The 19,401-nt window shown below is 62.5% G+C and carries 16 protein-coding genes; 6 read left to right on the forward strand and 10 right to left on the reverse strand.

Going from position 1 to position 19,401, the window contains the following annotated elements:
* Positions 1 to 116 precede the first annotated feature (116 nt).
* Entirely contained in the window at positions 117 to 1,025 is a 909-nt protein-coding gene (locus BUA38_RS02430) for an intradiol ring-cleavage dioxygenase (RefSeq protein ID WP_072816546.1), read from the reverse strand.
* A gap of 139 nt (positions 1,026 to 1,164) precedes the next feature.
* Between BUA38_RS02430 and BUA38_RS02435 the strand changes: the two genes are divergently transcribed.
* Positions 1,165 to 2,442 (forward strand): serine hydrolase domain-containing protein, encoded by a 1,278-nt coding sequence (locus BUA38_RS02435; protein WP_072816547.1) that lies wholly within the window; start codon positions 1,165 to 1,167, stop codon positions 2,440 to 2,442.
* 13 nt (positions 2,443 to 2,455) lie between these two features.
* On the opposite strand, the gene BUA38_RS02440 is transcribed toward BUA38_RS02435, so the two are convergent.
* On the reverse strand, positions 2,456 to 3,190 hold the full coding sequence (locus BUA38_RS02440; RefSeq protein WP_072816548.1) for a cytochrome c biogenesis CcdA family protein: 735 nt from the start codon (positions 3,188 to 3,190) through the stop codon (positions 2,456 to 2,458).
* Positions 3,191 to 3,425: 235 nt separating this feature from the next.
* Entirely contained in the window at positions 3,426 to 3,701 is a 276-nt protein-coding gene (locus BUA38_RS02445) for a hypothetical protein (protein ID WP_072816549.1), read from the reverse strand.
* Positions 3,702 to 4,342: 641 nt separating this feature from the next.
* Between BUA38_RS02445 and BUA38_RS02450 the strand changes: the two genes are divergently transcribed.
* Complete coding sequence (locus tag BUA38_RS02450; RefSeq protein WP_156898356.1) at positions 4,343 to 4,738, forward strand: helix-turn-helix domain-containing protein; 396 nt, start codon at positions 4,343 to 4,345, stop codon at positions 4,736 to 4,738.
* A gap of 14 nt (positions 4,739 to 4,752) precedes the next feature.
* Here BUA38_RS02450 and BUA38_RS02455 read toward each other — a convergent pair whose 3' ends face one another.
* The gene (locus BUA38_RS02455; RefSeq protein ID WP_072816551.1) at positions 4,753 to 6,411 is read right to left on the reverse strand and encodes an FAD-dependent oxidoreductase; all 1,659 of its coding nucleotides are present in this window, start codon (positions 6,409 to 6,411) and stop codon (positions 4,753 to 4,755) included.
* 249 nt (positions 6,412 to 6,660) lie between these two features.
* Between BUA38_RS02455 and BUA38_RS02460 the strand changes: the two genes are divergently transcribed.
* The 3 genes from BUA38_RS02460 to BUA38_RS02475 all read left to right on the forward strand — a co-directional run bounded on the left by BUA38_RS02460 (position 6,661) and on the right by BUA38_RS02475 (position 11,189).
* A complete protein-coding gene (locus BUA38_RS02460; RefSeq protein WP_072825760.1) occupies positions 6,661 to 7,986 on the forward strand; it encodes a L,D-transpeptidase family protein in 1,326 nt (441 codons plus the stop codon).
* Positions 7,987 to 8,202: 216 nt separating this feature from the next.
* Positions 8,203 to 10,242 (forward strand): YgiQ family radical SAM protein, encoded by a 2,040-nt coding sequence (locus BUA38_RS02470; protein WP_072816553.1) that lies wholly within the window; start codon positions 8,203 to 8,205, stop codon positions 10,240 to 10,242.
* A 125-nt stretch (positions 10,243 to 10,367) separates the two neighbouring features.
* The gene (locus BUA38_RS02475; RefSeq protein ID WP_072816554.1) at positions 10,368 to 11,189 is read left to right on the forward strand and encodes an enoyl-CoA hydratase; all 822 of its coding nucleotides are present in this window, start codon (positions 10,368 to 10,370) and stop codon (positions 11,187 to 11,189) included.
* Positions 11,190 to 11,212: 23 nt separating this feature from the next.
* Here BUA38_RS02475 and BUA38_RS02480 read toward each other — a convergent pair whose 3' ends face one another.
* The 6 genes from BUA38_RS02480 to BUA38_RS02505 form a co-directional block, all read right to left on the reverse strand.
* Positions 11,213 to 12,616: a DHA2 family efflux MFS transporter permease subunit gene (locus BUA38_RS02480; protein ID WP_072816555.1), complete on the reverse strand. Its 1,404-nt coding sequence runs from the start codon at positions 12,614 to 12,616 to the stop codon at positions 11,213 to 11,215.
* A gap of 4 nt (positions 12,617 to 12,620) precedes the next feature.
* Entirely contained in the window at positions 12,621 to 12,944 is a 324-nt protein-coding gene (locus tag BUA38_RS02485; protein WP_072816556.1) for a hypothetical protein, read from the reverse strand.
* A 24-nt stretch (positions 12,945 to 12,968) separates the two neighbouring features.
* Positions 12,969 to 13,421 (reverse strand): MarR family winged helix-turn-helix transcriptional regulator, encoded by a 453-nt coding sequence (locus BUA38_RS02490; RefSeq protein WP_072816557.1) that lies wholly within the window; start codon positions 13,419 to 13,421, stop codon positions 12,969 to 12,971.
* Between the two features lie 797 nt (positions 13,422 to 14,218).
* Positions 14,219 to 15,298 carry an isocitrate/isopropylmalate dehydrogenase family protein gene (locus tag BUA38_RS02495; protein ID WP_072816558.1) on the reverse strand — a complete coding sequence of 360 codons (1,080 nt, stop codon included), beginning with the start codon at positions 15,296 to 15,298 and terminating at the stop codon, positions 14,219 to 14,221.
* 153 nt (positions 15,299 to 15,451) lie between these two features.
* Positions 15,452 to 16,522: an alcohol dehydrogenase gene (locus BUA38_RS02500; RefSeq protein WP_072816559.1), complete on the reverse strand. Its 1,071-nt coding sequence runs from the start codon at positions 16,520 to 16,522 to the stop codon at positions 15,452 to 15,454.
* A gap of 69 nt (positions 16,523 to 16,591) precedes the next feature.
* Positions 16,592 to 17,776: a CaiB/BaiF CoA transferase family protein gene (locus BUA38_RS02505; protein ID WP_072816560.1), complete on the reverse strand. Its 1,185-nt coding sequence runs from the start codon at positions 17,774 to 17,776 to the stop codon at positions 16,592 to 16,594.
* A gap of 207 nt (positions 17,777 to 17,983) precedes the next feature.
* On the opposite strand from BUA38_RS02505, the gene glgA reads away from it, so the two are divergent.
* A complete protein-coding gene (gene glgA, locus BUA38_RS02510; RefSeq protein ID WP_072816561.1) occupies positions 17,984 to 19,399 on the forward strand; it encodes a glycogen synthase GlgA in 1,416 nt (471 codons plus the stop codon).
* Positions 19,400 to 19,401: the final 2 nt, after the last annotated feature.

Below are 19,401 nucleotides of genomic sequence, written 5' to 3' on the forward strand. Positions count from 1 at the left end.
CTGCAATCCGCATTCAAAATTTGCAAAAGCCCATTTGTTGTGCGCCGCACAACGATTGGGCAGACTGCCTAAGTTCAAGGTATGAACCCGACTCTCGGGATCATACGGCCCTCTACTCAAGCGTCCTCGGTGACCGCCATCGGCTTCGGCGCCGCGCCCTGCCCCGGCTTGAGGCGGAACTGGTAGGTCATGAGATGCCAAGGCGCCGCCGCCGGCTTGCCGTCCGGCATGGTCGGATCGGTGCGCCTTTCGACCTTGGCGATCAGCTCCTGCTTCACGCCGAACACGACGTCGGTGTCGATATATTTGTCGCCTTCGACGAAGACGTGGGTGACCAGCGGCTCGTGACCGGGCGCATTCACCAGGAAATGCACATGCGCGGGCCGCATCGGATGGCGATGCAGCGCAAGGATCATCTGGCCGACCGGACCGTCGGTCGGGATCGGATAGCTGCACGGCAAAATGGTGCGGAAGTAGAACCGTCCTTCGGCGTCGGTGACAAAGCGCCCGCGCGACGATGGACCGGCCGTCTCATAGTCCGGCTTCTGTGAATCGTACCAGCCGTCATCGTCGGCGTGCCAGATATCGATGGGGACGTTGGCAAGCGGCTTGCCGTCGAGATTGGTGACGCGCCCCTGCACGAACATTTTCTCACCGGCGAGAGCGGGAGACACATCGGTGCCGTGCGGCATCACTTTGTGTTCGCCGACATAGAACGGCCCGAGCACGGTGGTCTCGGTCGCGCCTTCGCGTTCCCGATGGTTGACGGCGTCGACCAGCATCGAGACGCCGAGCACGTCCGAGAGCAGGATGAATTCCTGCCGGCTCGGGGTGCATTTCTGCCCCACACGCGTGAGGAAATCGATCGCATACTCCCATTCGGCGAACGTGAGGTCGGTCTTTTGCACGAAAGCGTGCAAGGACTTCACCAGCTCTTCCATCAGGAACTTGATCCGCGGCTCCTTCACTTCTTCAAAGCTCTTGATGACGGCTTCGGTGAGTTCGGTCTCGTTGAACTGGGGCATTTTTCGCTACGTCCTTGGGGGTTATGGTTGATTACGGAGAACCTACACCAGCCGATCGGCCAAGGTAAGCGGCCGCCATTGGAACGCCATGCCGATATGGGCTAAGACCTGCGTTCCACTTTTCAAGAGGTGAAATCCGATGCCGAGCCCGCTTTCCCTCGCCTCGCCCGAAGCCGCCGGCATGTCAAAATCCGCGCTGGAGCGGATCGATCGTCATTTGCGCGAGCGCTACATCGAGGCCGGCCGCTTTCCGGGCACCCAGCTCATGGTCTATCGCCGCGGCCAGCTCGTTCACAATTCGTCGATGGGTCTGGCCGATATCGAGCGCAAGGTCGCCGTCAAGGACGACACGATCTACCGCATCTATTCCATGACCAAGCCGGTCACGAGCATCGCCTTCATGATGCTGGTCGAGGAAGGCCGCGTCGCGCTCGATGAGCCGGTCCATAAATATATTCCGGAATGGAAAAATCTCGGCGTGTTCCAGGCCGGCATATGGCCGGCCTTTCTCACCCGCCCACCGTCCCGGCCGATGCAGATCATCGACCTGATGCGGCACACGTCTGGCCTGACATACGGCTTCCAGCAGCGCGGCAACGTCGATGCGGCCTATCGGGACTTGAAGATCGGCGAGGTCGAGAAAGCCGGCACGCTGCAATCCTTGGTCGCGGATCTCGCCAAGATTCCACTGGAGTTCTCGCCGGGCGAGGCCTGGAATTACTCGGTCTCGACGGACGTCATCGGCTATCTCATCGGACTTATCAGCGGCAAGCCATTCGAAACGTTCTTGCAGGAGCGGATCTTCGCTCCCCTCGGCATGAAGGACACCGGCTTCTTCGTTCCCGCAGAGAAGGACCGCCGCCTGGCGGCGTGTTACTCGGCAAGCCCGCAAGGCGCGATGACCTTTCACGCCACCGACCGCAAGGGCGGCCTCACGCTCCAGGACGACCCGGCGACTTCTTCCTTCCTGTCGCCGCCCTCGTTCATCTCCGGCGGCGGCGGGCTGTGCTCGACCTCGGCCGACTATCTCGCCTTCTGCCGCGCGCTGCTCAATGGCGGCGAGCTCGACGGCGTCCGGCTGGTCGGACCAAAGACGCTTCAGCTGATGACATCAAATCATCTGCCGGGCGGCAAGACGCTGCCGGAACTGTCGCGATCGCTGTTCTCCGAGGCGACGTATCACGGCATCGGCTTCGGCCTCGGCTTCTCGGTGACGCTCGATCCGGCACGAACGCTTATTCCCGGAAGCGCGGGCGAATACGCCTGGGGCGGCGCGGCCACGACCTCGTTCTGGATCGACCCGGTGGAAGAACTGATCGCCATTTTCATGACCCAGGTGCTGCCATCGACCGCGACGCCGATCCGGCGCGAGCTGCGCACGATGATCTATTCGGCGATCAACGACAGTAATCTCTAGAACACACTCAGTCTCAGCCAATGCTCTGAAGGCTCGGAAAGGTCTCGAGCAGCCAGATGCTGACCGTCGAGACGCCGCCGGTCAGAAAGGCGATGCCGGTGACGACCAGCAGCACCCCCATGGCCTGTTCGACGCGCGCCAGATGCCGCTTCATGCGCGCAAACAGCGAGGAGAATTGCTCGACCATGAAGGCCGCGATCAGGAACGGAATGCCAAGGCCTGCGGAATAGACCGCAAGCAGGCCGGCGCCCTTCGTGACGGTCGCCTCAGAGGCCGCAATCGACAGGATCGCCGCCAGGATCGGTCCGATGCACGGTGTCCAGCCGAACGCAAAGGCAAGCCCCATCAGATAGGCGCCCCACAACCCGACGGGTTTCGGGATCGGCATCCGGCCTTCCCGCATCAACAGATCGATCCGCGTCAGCCCGAGGAAGTGCAAGCCCATAACGATGATCACGACGCCCGCCACCAGCGACAATTCCGCCGACCAGGCATGGATGAAGCCGCCGATCAGGGAGGCGCTGGCGCCGAGCGCCACGAACACCGTGGAAAAGCCGAGCACGAACATCACGGCCGACACCATCACCGCGCGGCGGGACGACGCTGCGGCTTCGCCATTGGCGACATGTTCGATGGTCGCGCCGGTGAGGTAGACGAGATAAGGCGGCACCAGCGGCAGCACGCAGGGCGACAGGAAGCTGACAAGGCCCGCAATCAGCGCGGCGGGGATCGAAACGTCATGGATCATGATAGGCGCTGATGTAGCGGAAATGGAGGAATCCGCAAAATCACGACGCCGCGGTTAGTGTCCCGGTTCTGACATTCGTATCTTGTCGAAGCGGGCACTTTTACGAATGTCAGAACCAAAGGGACACTAGCAAATATATGATTCTAGTGTGGCTTTGACGCTGACGTTCCTTTGAAGGGATCGCCGCGAAACTGAAAGGAACGTCAGCGTCGCCACACTAACGCTTGATCCGGCCTTACTTGACGAGCTTCAGGGACACCGGAGGCCGCCGCCGCACGCCCTCCTGCGGCTTCGGATAGGCCGATTTTGAGGCCGTATCGACCTCCCGCAGCATTGCATCGCACAACGCCTTCAATTCCGAATCCTCGATCCGGTTCAGCTTGATCCGAAGCTCCAGGATCGCCACCGAAACGAGCTGTGCCGTGTCGCGATCACCGTTTCTGACCAGGGCCGCCTGGCACTCCTCGAGGGTCGCCAGCACGTCCTGCAAATTTTCTTCGACAAAAGCCACAGCGTGTTTCCGTTATCGAGCGCGCAACATGGTCGACGCGATGGATCAATCAACACCTCGCCAACACAAAAAGTCCCCCGTATTAGGACTGAGAAGATAGATTTCGTCCTTACACAGATTTGTGACATCGGAGTCTATCCCGTACTGATGCGGGAGCAACCGAACCTCCCTTGGCTTTCCGGCTGACGCCAGCCGCGAGGTCGCTTGCTTCCCCGCGTCTCGCTGGCAACTGAAACCAGGTGAACAACCCCGCCCGCGGCCTCAACTGGTGCACGCGTCAAAACGTCCCGCTCCAACTGGACCCAAGGTTGTAAAATGACCTATCACTTGCAAAAACCGATCAAACGCCCCTTAGATAGAAAGTACTGGGGAAAACGCCGTTGGAGCGTATTTTATAGGCCTATCACTGTGAGCAACAATTACACCGGCTTTCGGAACGAGATACCGTTTTAGGTCGCATTACGAGCATCATTCATTTTGACGGCCATTAAGGTTGCCCGTAGAACGCCTGAATATCCGTAGATTTCCGGATATGGATGCGAGTTTCGTCTATTAGAACAGAGTCTGGAACCAGTGTATAAGAAGTGACCACGGATTCCGCTTATTCGGGCGCTTCATGAGCCAAGGACGGTAGAACTAGTATGAACAAATCTGTAGCGAAAAAGATGAAGCAGCGCAGTGCCGGCAAGCCCGACATCGAGCTGGGCAAGCGAATCCGGTTGCGGCGCGTGGAACAGAAGATTTCGCAGGCTGAGCTTGGCGAACAACTCGGCGTGAGCTTCCAGCAGGTCCAGAAATACGAGAAAGGCGTCAATCGCGTGGGTGCTGCCCGCTTGCAGCAAATCGCAACCGCGCTCGATGTGCCTGTCACTTTCTTCTACGATGGCGACAGCAAGGCGCGGGAAGTGGAAAGCCTGCTGTTTCTCGACAGCGCCTTCAGCCTCCGCTTGCTTCGCGCCTACAGCAAGATCAAGGACCAGACGGTACAGCGCCAGCTCGTCTCCCTGATGGAATCGATTGCGGCCAACGAAGACTGATCCCCGATCAGGTTCTACCCGGCGGTCTGCTTCGATGCGCCGCGGATGTGATCAATCAGCGATAGCGGATCGGCTGGCGCGCGATGGCCGCGCCAGGCGACATGCTGATCGGGCCGCGACAACACCAGCGCGCCTTCGCGCACGATTTCATCCGGCGCCGTGACGTCGAGTAGTTCGAGCGGCACATTTCTGGTCTCGGCAGCGCGCCGAAGCGGCCCGACGTCCAGCGCCGGGTCGAAGCGCAACAGCGTGAATTCCGGCCCCATCCGGTCGTACAGCGAAGCTCCGTCCGCGCACCAGAGATGGTGTGTCCGGCATCCGGGCACGGTCGAGGGCGTGAAGCTGCCCATCGTGTAGGCGGGCGGCATGGCGCCGTCATAGGCGATGATCGGCGAGCGATCGTAATAGCTGCCGAAGTTGAGGCCGGCGCAGGCGTATTGCTGAACGTTGATCTCGTAGGTGAGCTGGCCAGTCTCGCGCCGAACGCGCTCGCCTTCAGCGCTATTCTCTTCGATGGTTTCGGGCACCGCGCCACGGCGGCGGATCTCGGCCTCGGCATGCGACATCGCAAACCGCGATACCTGACTTGTGATCGGGAGCCGTTCGGCCTCATAGGCATCGAGAATGGAAGCCGGCGCCCAGCCATTGAGATGCGCCGCCAGCATCCATGACAGGTTGGTCGCATCGGCGATTCCGGCATTCATGCCGTAACCCGCATAGGGCACCCAGATATGGGCGGCATCGCCGGCGATGAAGGCGTTGGCGTCGCGGAATTGGCTCGCGATCAGCCGCCGCCCGACCCAGTCTTCTTTCGAGATCACTTCATATTTGAAATCCGCACCCACCCCCAGGATGGTGCGGATGCAGGCGTCGCGATCTACCGTTTCGAAATCGCCCTCGCCTGGTCTCATGTAATTGTGGACGAGCCAGCGCTCGCGGCCGTCGATCGCGTAGACCATGCCGGAGCGGCGCGGGTTGATGGCCCCGGTGCCCCAGGCCGGCGCGGTGTGCTGCCGCGACATCAGCTCACGGCTACGAATGTAGGTCGACTGCACGCGCTGGATCACCGCATCGCCCTCGAAGGCAGCGCCAATCGCCTTGCGCACGATCGACCGCGCGCCGTCGCAGCCGATCAGGTAGCGGCATCGCCTGATGGTCACAGCATTCGTCTCGAGGTCGCGCAGTTGCACCTCGGCGAAGTCATCGCCGATCCTGACGTCATCGACCGAGGTGCGGTTGAGGATGCGGATGCGCCTGTCGGCAGCAGCATGCTCGAACAGGATCGGCTCGAGAAAGATCTGGTTGATACGATGCGGCGGCTCCGGCGTCGGCCAGTTGCAATCCGGACCATCCCTGCGGCTAAAGCGGTCGCGGCGGCAGGGAATTGGAATTCGCGTCAATTCCTCTCCCGTGAACGCGGTGCGGTAGCTGATGTCGTGGGGGTAATCCGCGGGCAGGCCCGAATTGCGGATCTGTTCGGCAAGCCCCAGCCGCCGGAAGATTTCCATGGTGCGGGCGGCGACATGGTTGCATTTGGGTTCGGGCGGCTCGGCGGCCGCCCGCGCCTCGACCACCGTCACCTCGATGCCGCGCCAGGCCAGATCGATGGCCAACGTCAGCCCGACGGGCCCCGCGCCGACGACCAGGACATTCGCGTCGAGATCAGCAGCCATCCAGCCTCCTTGATGCGCCTTGTTCTTTGCTCTTAAAAAGCTGCGCTTTCGCGAACCAGACTAGCTGCGCCAGCGACATATCGAAAGCGGCACGCGTTTCGCGAAAGGCGGCCTGCGAGGGGATGAGCACCGAATTCCGGCTTAATTGGACGGCAATGCTTATCGCTCATGGTTCGAGACCTTGCATCCGGCTTGGCCGGCGGCATGATCATCAGGATATGTCGTTCGGCCTTGTTTAAGGACTTTGTTATGCGACCCATTCATCTCCTTGGCCTGTCCGCGGTTTTGCTGGCGGCCGTGCCCGCTTTGGCCCAGAACAATGGTCCGGCGGGAGGGCTCCCGACCCCGGTGAATGCCGCAAAGCCGGCGGCGGTCCACGCCGCCAGGCCCGCGGCGCCTGCCTCAACTCCCGAATCGCGCTCGGCGGCGGCGCTCGCACTGTCGCATGAGCCGACCTACGACGAGGGTACCGCGCAGCGGATCAAGGAAGCGGCGTTGAGCTATTCGGACATCGCGGTTCGCGGCGGCTGGCCGACGATCCCGGCGGACGCCAAGTTCGCGATCGGCGTCGCCGGTCCCAACGACGATCTGCTGCGCCGCCGGCTGATCATCACCGAGGACCTCGCCGCCGACAAAGCATCCGGCCCGTTCGATGAGACGTTGGCCGAGGCGGTCAAACATTTCCAGGTACGCCATGGTCTTGCCGCCACCGGCACCGTGACGCCGCGCACGCTGGCTGCGCTCAATGTTTCGGTCCAGAAACGGATCAAGCAGCTCGAGGCGTCGCTGGAACGGGTGGAAAACATGAACTTCCCGTTCGGCCAGCGCTACGTTGTCGTCAACCTGCCTGCGGCCTTTGCCGAAGCGGTCGAGAACGACACGGTGGTGCGGCGCTATCGCGTCATCGTCGGCAAGACCGAAAAGCCGTCACCGACGCTGACGGCCGAGATCACCAGCGTCAATCTCAACCCGACATGGACTGTCCCGTCCTCGATTGCGAAAACCGAAATCTCCGCGCATATGCGCAAGGACCCAGGCTACCTGTCGCGCATGCACATGGAAGTGCTCGACGGCCACGACCATCCGATCGATCCGTCGTCGGTGGACTGGTCGGGCAGCCACACGCCGAACTTCACGGTGCGTCAGCAGAACGGCAACTGGAATGCGTTGGGAGCGGTGAAGATCGACATGCCGAACCCCTATTCGGTCTACATGCACGACACCAACCAGCGCAATCTCTTCAGCGACGACTATCGCTTCGACTCCCATGGCTGCTCACGCGTCGACAATGTCCGTGATCTCGCCGCCTGGCTGTTGCAGGAGGAGATGCCGAAATGGAATCGGGCGGCGATCGATGCGGCGATCGCCACCGGCCAGCGCGAGGACATCGTGCTTCCGAAGAAGGTGCCGGTGGCCTGGATCTACCTGACGGCGTGGATGACCCGCGACCAGACCATCCAGTTCCGCAACGACATCTACGACCAGGACGAGCAGCTCCTTGAGGCGACCGCCGAAGAAGCCGCCTTCTTCAATCAGGCCGCCAATCACCCGCTGACGGCGCATCTGGCAAGGTGATCGGCCGGATCTCAATCAGAACGGAAGCGATCCGCGCGCCCGCATCGAAAACGACGTGAAATTCGCGGGCGAGACCGCCGATCCCGGCGCCCGCCGTGAGGCGCGTACCGTGGTCGGTTGCAAAGGCAACGCCGCCGATGAGGGCGACCGTTCCGACCGGTGTCCCGGCCGACATATCAGGTTGTATTTGCAGGTCCGCAGTCCTATGCGTAAGCCATGAATATCCAAAATATCCAAGCTCTCGCTGAAAAACCTCTGATGTCGTGGTCGCGCCGCGAGGCGCGTTCCGGCAAGGCGGCGCCGTTCCTGCCGATGAGCCGCGCCGAGATGGAGCGGCTGGGCTGGGATGCCTGCGATATCGTGCTGATAACGGGCGATGCCTATGTCGATCACCCGAGTTTCGGCATGGCGATCATCGGCAGGCTGCTGGAGGCCCAGGGGTTCCGCGTCGGCATCATCGCGCAGCCGGACTGGCAATCGGCCGAACCTTTCAAGGCGCTGGGCAAACCAAGGCTGTTCTACGGCGTCACCGGCGGCAACATGGACTCGATGGTGAACCGCTACACGGCGGACCGAAGGCTGCGCCATGACGACGCCTATACGCCGAACGGCGAAGGCGGCCGGCGGCCGGACCGCTGTTCCATCGTTTACGCCCAACGCTGCCGCGAGGCGTTCAAGGATGTGCCGATCGTGCTCGGCGGCATCGAGGCCTCGTTACGGCGTATCGCGCATTACGACTACTGGTCCGACAAGGTGCGCCGTTCGGTGCTGGCCGACGCCAAGGCGGACTTGCTGCTCTACGGCAACGCCGAACGCGCTGTCGTCGAGGTCGCGCACCGGCTCGCGTCAGGCGAAGCGCCGCGCGATCTCACCGACATCAGGGGTGTCGCGCTGTTCCGCCGCATGCCTGAAAATTACAGCGAGCTGCACGCGGACGATCTCGACGCCGCCGACGAGGGCGCGCGCCGTCAGGCGGGCGACACCGTGATCCGCCTGCCCTCCTGCGAACAGGTCGAGCAGGACCGCGAGGCCTATGCGCGAGCTTCGCGCGTGCTGCATCGGGAAAGCAATCCGGGCAACGCCCGGCCACTGGTTCAGCGTCATGGCGACCGCGACCTGTGGCTGAACCCGCCTCCGATCCCGCTGACATCGGACGAAATGGATTCCGTCTACGACCTGCCCTACGCCCGCGCGCCGCATCCGTCCTACGGCGATGCCAAAATCCCGGCGTGGGACATGATCAAATTCTCGGTGACGATCATGCGCGGCTGTTTCGGCGGCTGCACCTTCTGCTCGATCACCGAGCACGAGGGCCGAATCATCCAGAACCGCTCCGAGGGCTCGGTCCTTCAGGAGATCGAGCGCATCCGCGACAAGACGCCGGGCTTCACCGGCGTCATCTCCGACATCGGCGGGCCGACCGCCAACATGTACCGGATGGCCTGCAACGATCCGAAGGTCGAAGCCTTGTGCAGACGTCCGTCCTGCGTCTTCCCCGACATCTGCCCGAACCTGAATACGTCGCACGACGATCTGATCCGGCTTTATCGCAAGGTTCGCGAGGTCAAGGGCGTCAAGAAGGTCATGGTCGCCTCCGGCGTGCGCTACGATCTGGCGGTGAAGAGCCCGGAATACGTCAAGGAGCTCGTCACCCATCACGTCGGCGGCTATCTGAAGATCGCGCCCGAACACACCGAGCGCGGCCCGCTCGACAAGATGATGAAGCCGGGGATCGGCGCCTACGACCGCTTCAAGGAGATGTTCGATGCCGCCGCGAAAGAGGCCGGCAAGAAATACTTCCTGATCCCCTATTTCATCGCGGCGCATCCCGGCACGACCGACGAGGACATGATGAACCTCGCGCTCTGGCTCAAGAAAAACCGCTACCGCGCCGATCAAGTGCAGACATTCCTGCCCTCACCGATGGCGACCGCGACCGCCATGTATCATACCGGCGTCAATCCGCTGCGCGGGGTGCGGCGCGGCGGCAGCGACAAGGTCGAGGCGATCAAGGGACTGCGGCAACGGCGGCTGCACAAGGCATTCCTGCGCTATCACGACCCCGACAACTGGCCGATCCTGCGCGACGCCCTGAAGCAGATGGGCCGGGCCGACTTGATCGGCTCGCGCCCCGACCAGCTCGTGCCGGCGCATCAGCCGCCCGGAACCGGCAAGGCTGCCGGAACGCGACGGCCGGTGCGCCACGGCGGCAGGATGCAGCGCTTCACCACCAAGGGCGTGCCGCTGCGCAAGTGAGCGGCCCGGCTTTAACGAAAGCGGCAAGCTCGCAGAGCAGCCCCGCCCTTCCACCATTGCGGCGTCGGCCAAGCGGTGCTTCATTGCGCCCCGCGCAACCGATCCTTGCAACCCGAAGGCGCTCCATGCTCGACGTTCCAGCAACCAGCCAGAAATCCTTTGCCGACGGCAAAATCCTGAAAAGCATCACCGACGGCGTCGGCATCATCACCTTCAACAATCCCGAAAAGCGCAACGCCATGTCGATCGAGATGTGGGACGGGTTGGGTGCGGCGCTGATCGAGTTGCGGGAAGATGACAATGTGCGCGTGGTGATTTTGACCGGCGCCGGCGACAAGGCCTTCATGTCGGGCGCCGACATCAGCCAGTTCGAGAAGAACCGACGCGACGCGAAAGCCAACGAAGAATATAACCGCAAGAGCGACGCGCAGCGCGCGCTGCTCGCGGAATATCCGAAGCCGACGATCTCCTGCATCCGCGGCTTCTGCCTCGGCGGCGGCATGCAGATCGCGATGCTGACCGACATGCGCTTTGCCGCCGCGGACAGCCAGTTCGGCATTCCCGCCGCCAAGCTCGGCATTGCCTACGGTTTCGAGGGCTTGCGCCACCTCGTCTCGCTGGTCGGGCCATCGTGGGCGCGGCTGATCCTTTACACCGGCATGCGGATTGATTCCGCGGAGGCCTTGCGGATTGGCCTCGTGGACCGGGTGATGGCGAACGACAAGCTCTGGGATGAGACGCTCGAGATCGCCCGCACCATCTCCGGCAACGCGCCGCTGGCCGTCAAGGCGGCCAAGATCACGATCGCGCAGGTGCTGAAAGACAAGGACGAGCGCGACATGGGTGCGATCAAGGCGATCAGCACCGCCTGCATGGACTCGGAAGATTTCCGCGAGGGACGGCAAGCCTTCATGGAAAAGCGCAAGCCGCATTTCAAGGGACGCTGATTCCCGTCATCCGATCCGGGAGGTCAGGCCTCCGGTCTGCGACCCTTGCGCGGAAGGCGCATGGCCGCGGCACACAGAACGAGATGGAAAGCGCATAGCAGCGCGAATGCGGCGCCATAGGCGTTGGAAGCCGGTGTCGCCGTCTGCGCGGCAAGCCGCCATCCGAGAAACGCCGCGCATAGCGTCGTCAGAGCCGGCCCGCCTACGCGCATGACGATGTTGAGAGCGGTGGTCGCCATCGGCAGGTCCTCGCGGTTGACCGACGCATAGGCCGCCGAAATGGTCGGAATGCCGATACAGCTCAGGCCCATGCCACGAACGAACAAGGCGACAGCGACGACGGCGCTGGCAGGGCCACCATTCACCAGAAAGATGAAAGGAACAGTACCCGCGAGTGCGGCCAGCGCACCGCCGGCCGAGACGTTGCGGTTGCCCAGCCGTTCCACAAGCGATCCCACGAACGGATAGGTGCACATCATTCCAAGTCCTTGCGCGGCGAGCAGCAGGCCGACTTCGCTCGGCGAGAGACCTCCAACACGTGCCAGAAACACCGGCACCAGCATCTGGCCTGCGTAGGAGATCCCCATCATCAGGAACTGCGTGACGACGGCGGCCGAAAAAATCCCGTTCTTGAACAGCCGCAGGTCGATGATCGCATCGTCCTTTTTTCTTTTCACCCACCAGAAGAAGACGACAAACAGCAGCGCAGAGAGCACCAGGGCAGAAAGGCCGAACGGGTCGGCCGCACGCTCCGATCCGTAAAGAAACAGCACGACGCCAGGAGACAGCAGACCGAGGCCGATCAAGTCGAGACTGCGTGGCCGCCGCTCGTGCCGGTCGTGTGGCAGAAACAAAGCAGCAAGCACGATTGCAAGTGCGCCGAATGGAAGGTTGACGAGAAACAGCCAGCGCCACGATGCAAAGTGCAGCAGCTCGCCCGCAATGACCGGGCCGAGCAGCGGCGCAAGCAGGATCGGCATCGCGGCAAAGCCGAAGACGCGGGCCATTCTGTCGCCCGCGGCGCGCACCATAATCAGTTGCGCCATCGGCGCCAGCAAGCCGCCGCTCATTCCTTGCAGAATGCGAAAGCCGATCAGCGAATTCGCGGACCAGGCCAGACCGCAGAGCGCGGACGTGAGCGTGAACGCTGCGAAGCACCAGAGATAAAGCGCCTTGGCGCCCATGCGGTCGACGAGCCAACCGCTCAAGGGCAGAGTGAGCGCCAGCGCGAGCAGATAGCCGCTCGTGACCCACTGGATGCCCGAAAGCGTTGTGTCCAGTTCAAGCGCCAGGCTTGAAAGCGAGACGTTGACGACCGTCGCATCCATTTGGGAAAGAAACGCCCCGAGGATGGCAACCGACGAAATTCGCCACAGGTGCGGACTGGCTGGCGCGGCTTCGCGCTGATCTTCATCGGTTGACGTCATTGGCCTACTCCGGCGAATTGCCGCCGTGGAAGCGCCCGAAGTGGCGGGCGGCGAAAAGGCCCATCAAGAGAAAGCCCAACCCCAGTGTGACCACGTGGACGGTCGAGTGCAGATTGAAATCTCCAACGCGGCAGATGAGGACATAAGCGACGGCGAGATTGAAGACGCCCCACGCCACGTTGACGGTTGAAGAGGAAAGTCCCTCACCGCGCGGCGTGGCGAACGGGCTCTGAAAGGGACGCCCCATCGACCCGCTGGCGAAGTGGGGAATGGCGTTGGAAAGAAACGCGCCGCCGAAAAAATACGAAACGAGATACAGCCAGTCCATGATCGGCTTTTCCTTTGGGCTCAGTCAGAAGTCGGCAAGCTTGCTGAGCAGCTTGACCGCGGCGGCCAATTGCTCGTGCTCGCCGGGCGCGAGTTGCGCCTCGAGCGCGCGGATCAACCAGTCTTCCTTCGCCGCGCGGCCGGTCTTGAGGAGCTTCACAAACGAGGGCGTGAGGTTCAGGAAGGTTTGGCGGCCATCCTGCGGATCGGATTTTCCCCTCACCGCGCCTGCCGCCTCCAGCGCCGCAACCGTTATCCGCATCGATTGCGGGCGCATGCCTTCGGCACGCGCCAGCATCGACACGGTTGCGGGACCATCGCGCTCCAGCCGTAGCAGGACGGACTTCTGCGAATTGGTGAAATCCCCTGCGTGCACCTGCTCCCGCGCCCGGCGGACCAGTTTGGAAATCGCAACCCGCAATTCGCCGGCAAGAGCGGCGAGCTGTGGCGTGTCGGAACTCCGGGAGGCCGTGCTCATGGACCGCGCACTTAGCAGATATACAGTTTACCTGTACAGTTTATCTTCATATCAAATCTGCGTATCGGAACGACGACAGCCCTTGACACCTGTCGAAGCGACGCAAAACTGATTTGCCCGTCGTGCCAATCCGCCGCAGGCGCCGTCGCTTGTGGCGACGGGCAAATCACTTTTATGGATTCGTCCGTCTCGCGCCGCCGAGAGGGGCGTTTCGCGATCGTCACGAACGTGGGCGCGGGATGCGATGGACGCGGGCCGCATCAACCGACGAGTGATGCGGCTGGCGGACGGCGAAGCCATGTGGTCCTGACGTCTCGACGCTGGCGTCAAGCTCTTGAGAAGCTAACGCCTCTCAGGGGTGACGGTGACAAAACGCCCGATCGCCGGGGAGAGCATGGAATAAGCCGTTAAAACCGTAGCCGCGGGGAATGCCGGACTTCCGGCGTGACCGCAGTGACTACACTCATGTGCTCTTCTTTCACTGCACATGAGGCTGCGGGTGCGACTGGCACCCGGCATTTCCCGCGCCCTCTTCGATTGGAGGGGCACTATTTTTCAGCAACTCGGACGCAAATCGCGCCGCGGGAAGGATGAAGTGTGTCTGCAATACCCCCACCCCGGCGCTACGCGCCGACCCTCCCCACAAGGGGGAGGGACAAGAGCGCTCCCCGAGAAGCCGATCCCTCCCCCGCGATAGCGTGGGGAGGGGTGGCCGGCCGAAGGCCGGTCGGGTGGGGGCATACTGAGACAAGAATGAACGATGGCAGCGCTTGCGCGGCAACGGCGCTCCGACTTTCTTACAACGCGGCCAGCACCGCCTTGGCGACGTCGACGGTGCCGTTGTTGCCGCCGAACTCCATCGGCTTGATGCCTTGGGCATACGCCTTGTCGACCGCCTGCTCGATCCGTTCGCCGGCCTCGGCCGCGGACTCAATACCGTGCTTGTCGGCGAGCCAGTCGAGCATCATCGCCGCCGACAGGATCATGCCGGTCGGATTGGCCTTGCCCTGCCCCATGATGTCGGGCGCGGTGCCGTGACAGGGCTGGAACACAGCGTATTTGTCGCCGATATCGGCCGAAGGCGCCATGCCCATACCGCCGATCAGGCCGGCGGTCATGTCGGAGAGAATATCGCCGAACATGTTCTCCATCACCATGACGTCGAAGTCCCACGGGCGCTTCACCAGCATGGCCGAGCAGGCATCGACATAAAGGCGGTCGGTCTTCACGCCGGGATGACGCTTGGCGGCTTCGTCGAACATCTCACGAAAGAATGCGAAGGCCTTGAACACATTGGCCTTGTCCACGCAGGTCAGCGCGCCGGGCCGGCCACGCTTTTTGCGGCGCTCAGCGAGGCGGAAGGAAAACTCGAACAGCCGTTCGGAGGTCTTGCGGGTGATGACGAGGGTTTCGCGTGCATCCTCATGGGTGACGACGCCCTTCCCCATCGAGGCAAACAGGCCCTCGGTCGACTCGCGGATCACGACGAGGTCGATACCGCGCTGGTTCGCGCCGACGATCGGGCTCGGCACGCCCGGGATGAGACGCGCCGGGCGCACGCCGGCATAGAGATCGAAATGAAAGCGCAGTTCGACCTGCGGCATGATTTCGGTGTTGTCGGGATAGCGCACCGACGGCAGGCCGCAGGCGCCAAGCAGGATCGCGTCCGCCTCCTCGCACAGCTTGATGGTCGAGTCTGGCATCGACTTGCCGGTCTCGCGGTAGTGGTTGGCCCCGGCGGCGGCTTCCGTGAAGCGGAACTTCAGGTCCGTGGTTTTCTCGATCTTGCGCAGGACTTCGAGCGCCGGCTCCATGACTTCGGGGCCGATACCGTCACCGGGAAGGACGGCGATGTGGAGCGCAGTGTTAGCAGACATAGAGGTATCCTTGGTTCGAACGATGTTAGATCGTCATTGCGAGCGAAGCGAAGCAATCCAGAACTATTGTCAAAGAGCTGGATTGCTTCGTCGCTCCAGCGCAAAATTGCTCTGCAATTTTGTCGCGGGCTCCTCGCAATGACGGCGAATTGCTCACGGCGTCAAGATGGCCCGCCCGACCAGGCGGCCCGCCTTCAAACTGGAGAGCGCGTCGTTGGCCCTGGCGAGCGGCATCGGCGTTACCGGGATCGGCGCGATCTTCCTGGCGCGCACGAGATCGAGCAACTCCTGCGTCTCGCTCAGGTTGCCGACATAGCTGCCCTGAATTGTGATCGCCTTGATCGGAATCAGCGGCAAGGCAAAGGTCGCGCCGCCGCCGAACAGGCCAACGATCACGAGCTTGCCGCCCTTGCTCAGGCAGTCGAAGCCGAGCTGCGTGGTCTTGGCATTGCCTACGAGATCGATCACGGCGAGGATCGGCTCGCCGGCCTTTTTGGTTAATTGCTCGAGCGCATCCACCGCACCACCATCGACGGTTGCCAGTGCACCGGCTTTTTCCGCAGCCTCACGCTTGCCGGCATCGATATCGACCACGATGGCGCCCTTGCCGCCCATCGCTTTCAGGAGCGACAAGGCCATCAGGCCGAGACCGCCGGCGCCGATAATCACGATCGGCGTATCGAAAACAGATTCGACCTTCTTCAACGCGCTGTAGGTGGTGACGCCCGAGCAGGCGTAAGGCGCGGCGGTCACGGGATCGAGCCCTTTCAGGTCGATCAGGTATTTCGGATGCGGCACTGTCATGTGGTCGGCGTAACCGCCGTCGCAGTAGACGCCGAGCGCGCTTGGCTTGACGATGCACATGTTCTCGTCGCCGCCGACGCAGGTCTTGCACTTGCCGCAGCCGAGCCAGGGATAGGCCAGCACGGTGTCGCCGAGCTTGAGACCGCCTTTGTCGCTTTCTTTAACATCAGGGCCGAAGGCTATGATTTCGCCGACGGTTTCATGTCCCATGGTGAGCGGCAGCGAGACGCCGCGATCCTTCAACGACAGCGGCTTGCGGCCATGACCAAGATCATAGCCGCCTTCCCAGATGTGCAAATCGCTGTGGCAGACGCCGGCCGCCTTCACCTTGATCAGGACGCGCGTGCCGGCCGGTTGCGGCGTCGGCTCCTCCATCTCCTTCAATGGGGCATTGAACTCGGCGACCCTGAAACTCTTCATCGTTTCACTCCCGGATATTTAGCCGCCCTGATAGGCCGGAACCCCCGACGCCCGCAAGACGCTTCAGGACTACTTGCCCATCACGGCTGCGATTTGCTCTTCGGAAAACCCGCTTTCGCCGAGAAAAGCGCGCGTATCTTCGCCGAGCGCAGGCGAACGTTTTCCGGCCGCCACGCGTGCGCCCGACATCCGGAACGGCTGGTTGGTAACCTTGAACGTACCGCCTCCATCTTCCACTTCGGAGAGCGCGCCGCGATGGGCGATCTGAGGATCGCGCATGACCTCGGCCACCGTTCGGTACGCCGAACAGGGAACGCCGTGTGCGTTCAAATCGGCGAGGCATTTTTCGGTCGTCACCGTGCGCGACCAGCTTTCGACGCCGTCCATCAGTTCGGTCCAGTGCGCACGACGGTCGGCATATTTGGCGAAGCGTGGGTCGTCGACCCATTCGGGACGGCCGGCGGCGCGGACGAGACCTTGAAAAGTCTTTTCGCTGGCAATCGCCGCCATGACATAGCCATCCGCGGTCTCGACCGGGCCGAACATCGGGCGGCTCGGCGGCGGGACGTTGAATTGCGCGTTCTGGACCTCGTTCGGCGTCAAGGTGAGCATCGATTCCAGCATCGACACATCGATGTGCTGGCCGTTGCCGGTAAGGTGACGCTGATAGAGCGCCGCCGAAATGGCGCCAAAGGCATAGACTCCGGTCAGGATGTCGGCGTGATAGATGCCGCAGTAGTCCGGTCGGATTCTCCCGGGCTGGTAGGCGAGATGCGCCATGTCGTGGCCGGACGCGGCGTGAATGACCGGCGCATAGGCCGGCAATTCCGCCGACGGCCCGCTCTGGCCGTAGCCGGAAATCGAGCAATAGACGAGCTTCGGATTGAGCGGCTGCAACGAGGCGTAGTCGAGCTTCAGCCGCCGCATCACGCCGGGGCGGAAATTCTCCACCAGGACGTCGGCGTCTTTCACCAGTTGCCGAACGACATCGATCGCTTGCGGCGATTTCAGGTTGAGGACGACGCTTTTCTTGCCGGCGTTGAGCTGGCCGAACAGGCTCGAGCAGCCGTTGCGGACCGGCGGGCGGATCCGCATCGTCTCGCCTTCGGCGGCCTCGATCTTGATGACCTCAGCGCCCGTATCGGCCAGCATCCGCGAGCAATGAGGGCCGGCAATGGTGGTCGAGAAATCGAGCACGCGCAGGCCGTGGAAGCTTCCTGTCGCATTCCGCTCATCGACTTCTGGTATGGTCATCGAAGAACTCCCCGTGTGGCCCGTCTGACCGCGAGCCTGGCGAAAACATTAGAGGGAGCGGGCCCGGGGGGAAAGCATCGAGATGGCCGGGAATGCCGGCCAGCCAGAATGGCGAGCTATGCGGTGGCTGCTTATGTACGCAGCGGCTGGCAAGTGGAACTGATCTTGCATAGACCAAGTTTAGCTACGGCAGCGTGCGAGGGCGATTTGCGAGTCCTGTTCGTTACCACGGAGATGGATGACTTCATTCGGGTCGGCGGGCTAGCCGCCGTCTCGGCCGCGCTGCCTCGGGCGCTCCGGCGCTGGAGCGACGTTCGGGTCATCCTCCCCGGCTACAGTGACGTGGTCGAACAATTCACCCATCTCGAGATTATCGGCCATTCCGCGGCTCTCGCGGAGATGCCGGCCTGCTCGCTGGGCTTAGGCGCGACCAAGGACGGGCTGCCTGTCTACGTGGTCTTGTGTCCAGAATTGTACGATCGTCCAGGCAATCCTTACGGCGACGAAAATGGCCAGGACTGGCCCGACAACGACATCCGCTTTGGACGACTGGCGTCTGTCGCTGCCGAACTGGCAGCAGGCACATTGGACAAGAATTGGGCAGCCGACCTCGTTCATGCCAACGATTGGCAGGCGGCGCTGGCGCCGGCCTACCTTGCCTGGAGCGGCAGCAAGATCCCGAGCATCCTCACCATTCATAACCTGGCCTACCAGGGCCTGTTCTCGAAGGAGTCGCTGCGGCGGATCGGAGCGCCGGAGGACTCCTTCCACATCGACGGCCTCGAATTCTACGACAAGCTATCCTTCCTCAAGGGCGGTCTCGTTTACGCCTCCCACCTCACCACCGTCAGCGAGACCTACGCGAAAGAGATCACGACGCCCGAGCTCGGCTGCGGACTGGAGGGCCTGCTGCGCCGTCGCTCCGATGCCGCACAGCTGACAGGCATTCTGAACGGGATCGACGAGAGCTGGGATCCGCGCGTCGACGCTCGTCTGGCTCAGCAGTTCGCTCCCGGCGACTGGGCGGGCAAGCAGGCCAATGCCGACTATGTTCGCAATCAGTTCGGGCTTGCGCTGTCGCGCGGTCCGCTGTTTGGCCTGGTCGCGCGCCTCGTTCATCAGAAGGGCATCGACCTCGTTCTGTCGGCGACGGACGAGATCATCAAAGCGGGCGGGCAGATCGTCGTCACCGGACGCGGCGAGCAAGAGATCGAGAAGGCGCTGGTCGCGGCGCACCGGCGCAGGCCTGACGCGATCGGTGTCGTGATCGGTTTCAATGACGCCCAGGCTCGGCGCATTTTCGCCGGCAGCGACTTCACGTTGATGCCGTCGCGTTTCGAGCCGTGCGGACTGAGCCAGATGTACGCGCAACGATTTGGATCGCTTCCGATTGGCCACCAGACCGGCGGGCTGGCCGAGACCATTACCGATGGCGAAACCGGTTTCCTGTTCTCGCAACCTTCGCCGGAATCTTTCCTCGGCGGTATCCGCCGCGCCTTCTCCGCATTCACGGCCAAAGACCGTCTCGACTCGATGCGCCGGAATGCCATGGCGCGCTCCTTCAGCTGGGACATCTCGGCAGCGTTGTATGGCGCGCTCTACCGCAAGACGCTGACGCCTTAGAT

This window comes from Bradyrhizobium erythrophlei (genome assembly GCF_900142985.1).
GTDB classification, from domain to species: domain Bacteria; phylum Pseudomonadota; class Alphaproteobacteria; order Rhizobiales; family Xanthobacteraceae; genus Bradyrhizobium; species Bradyrhizobium erythrophlei_B.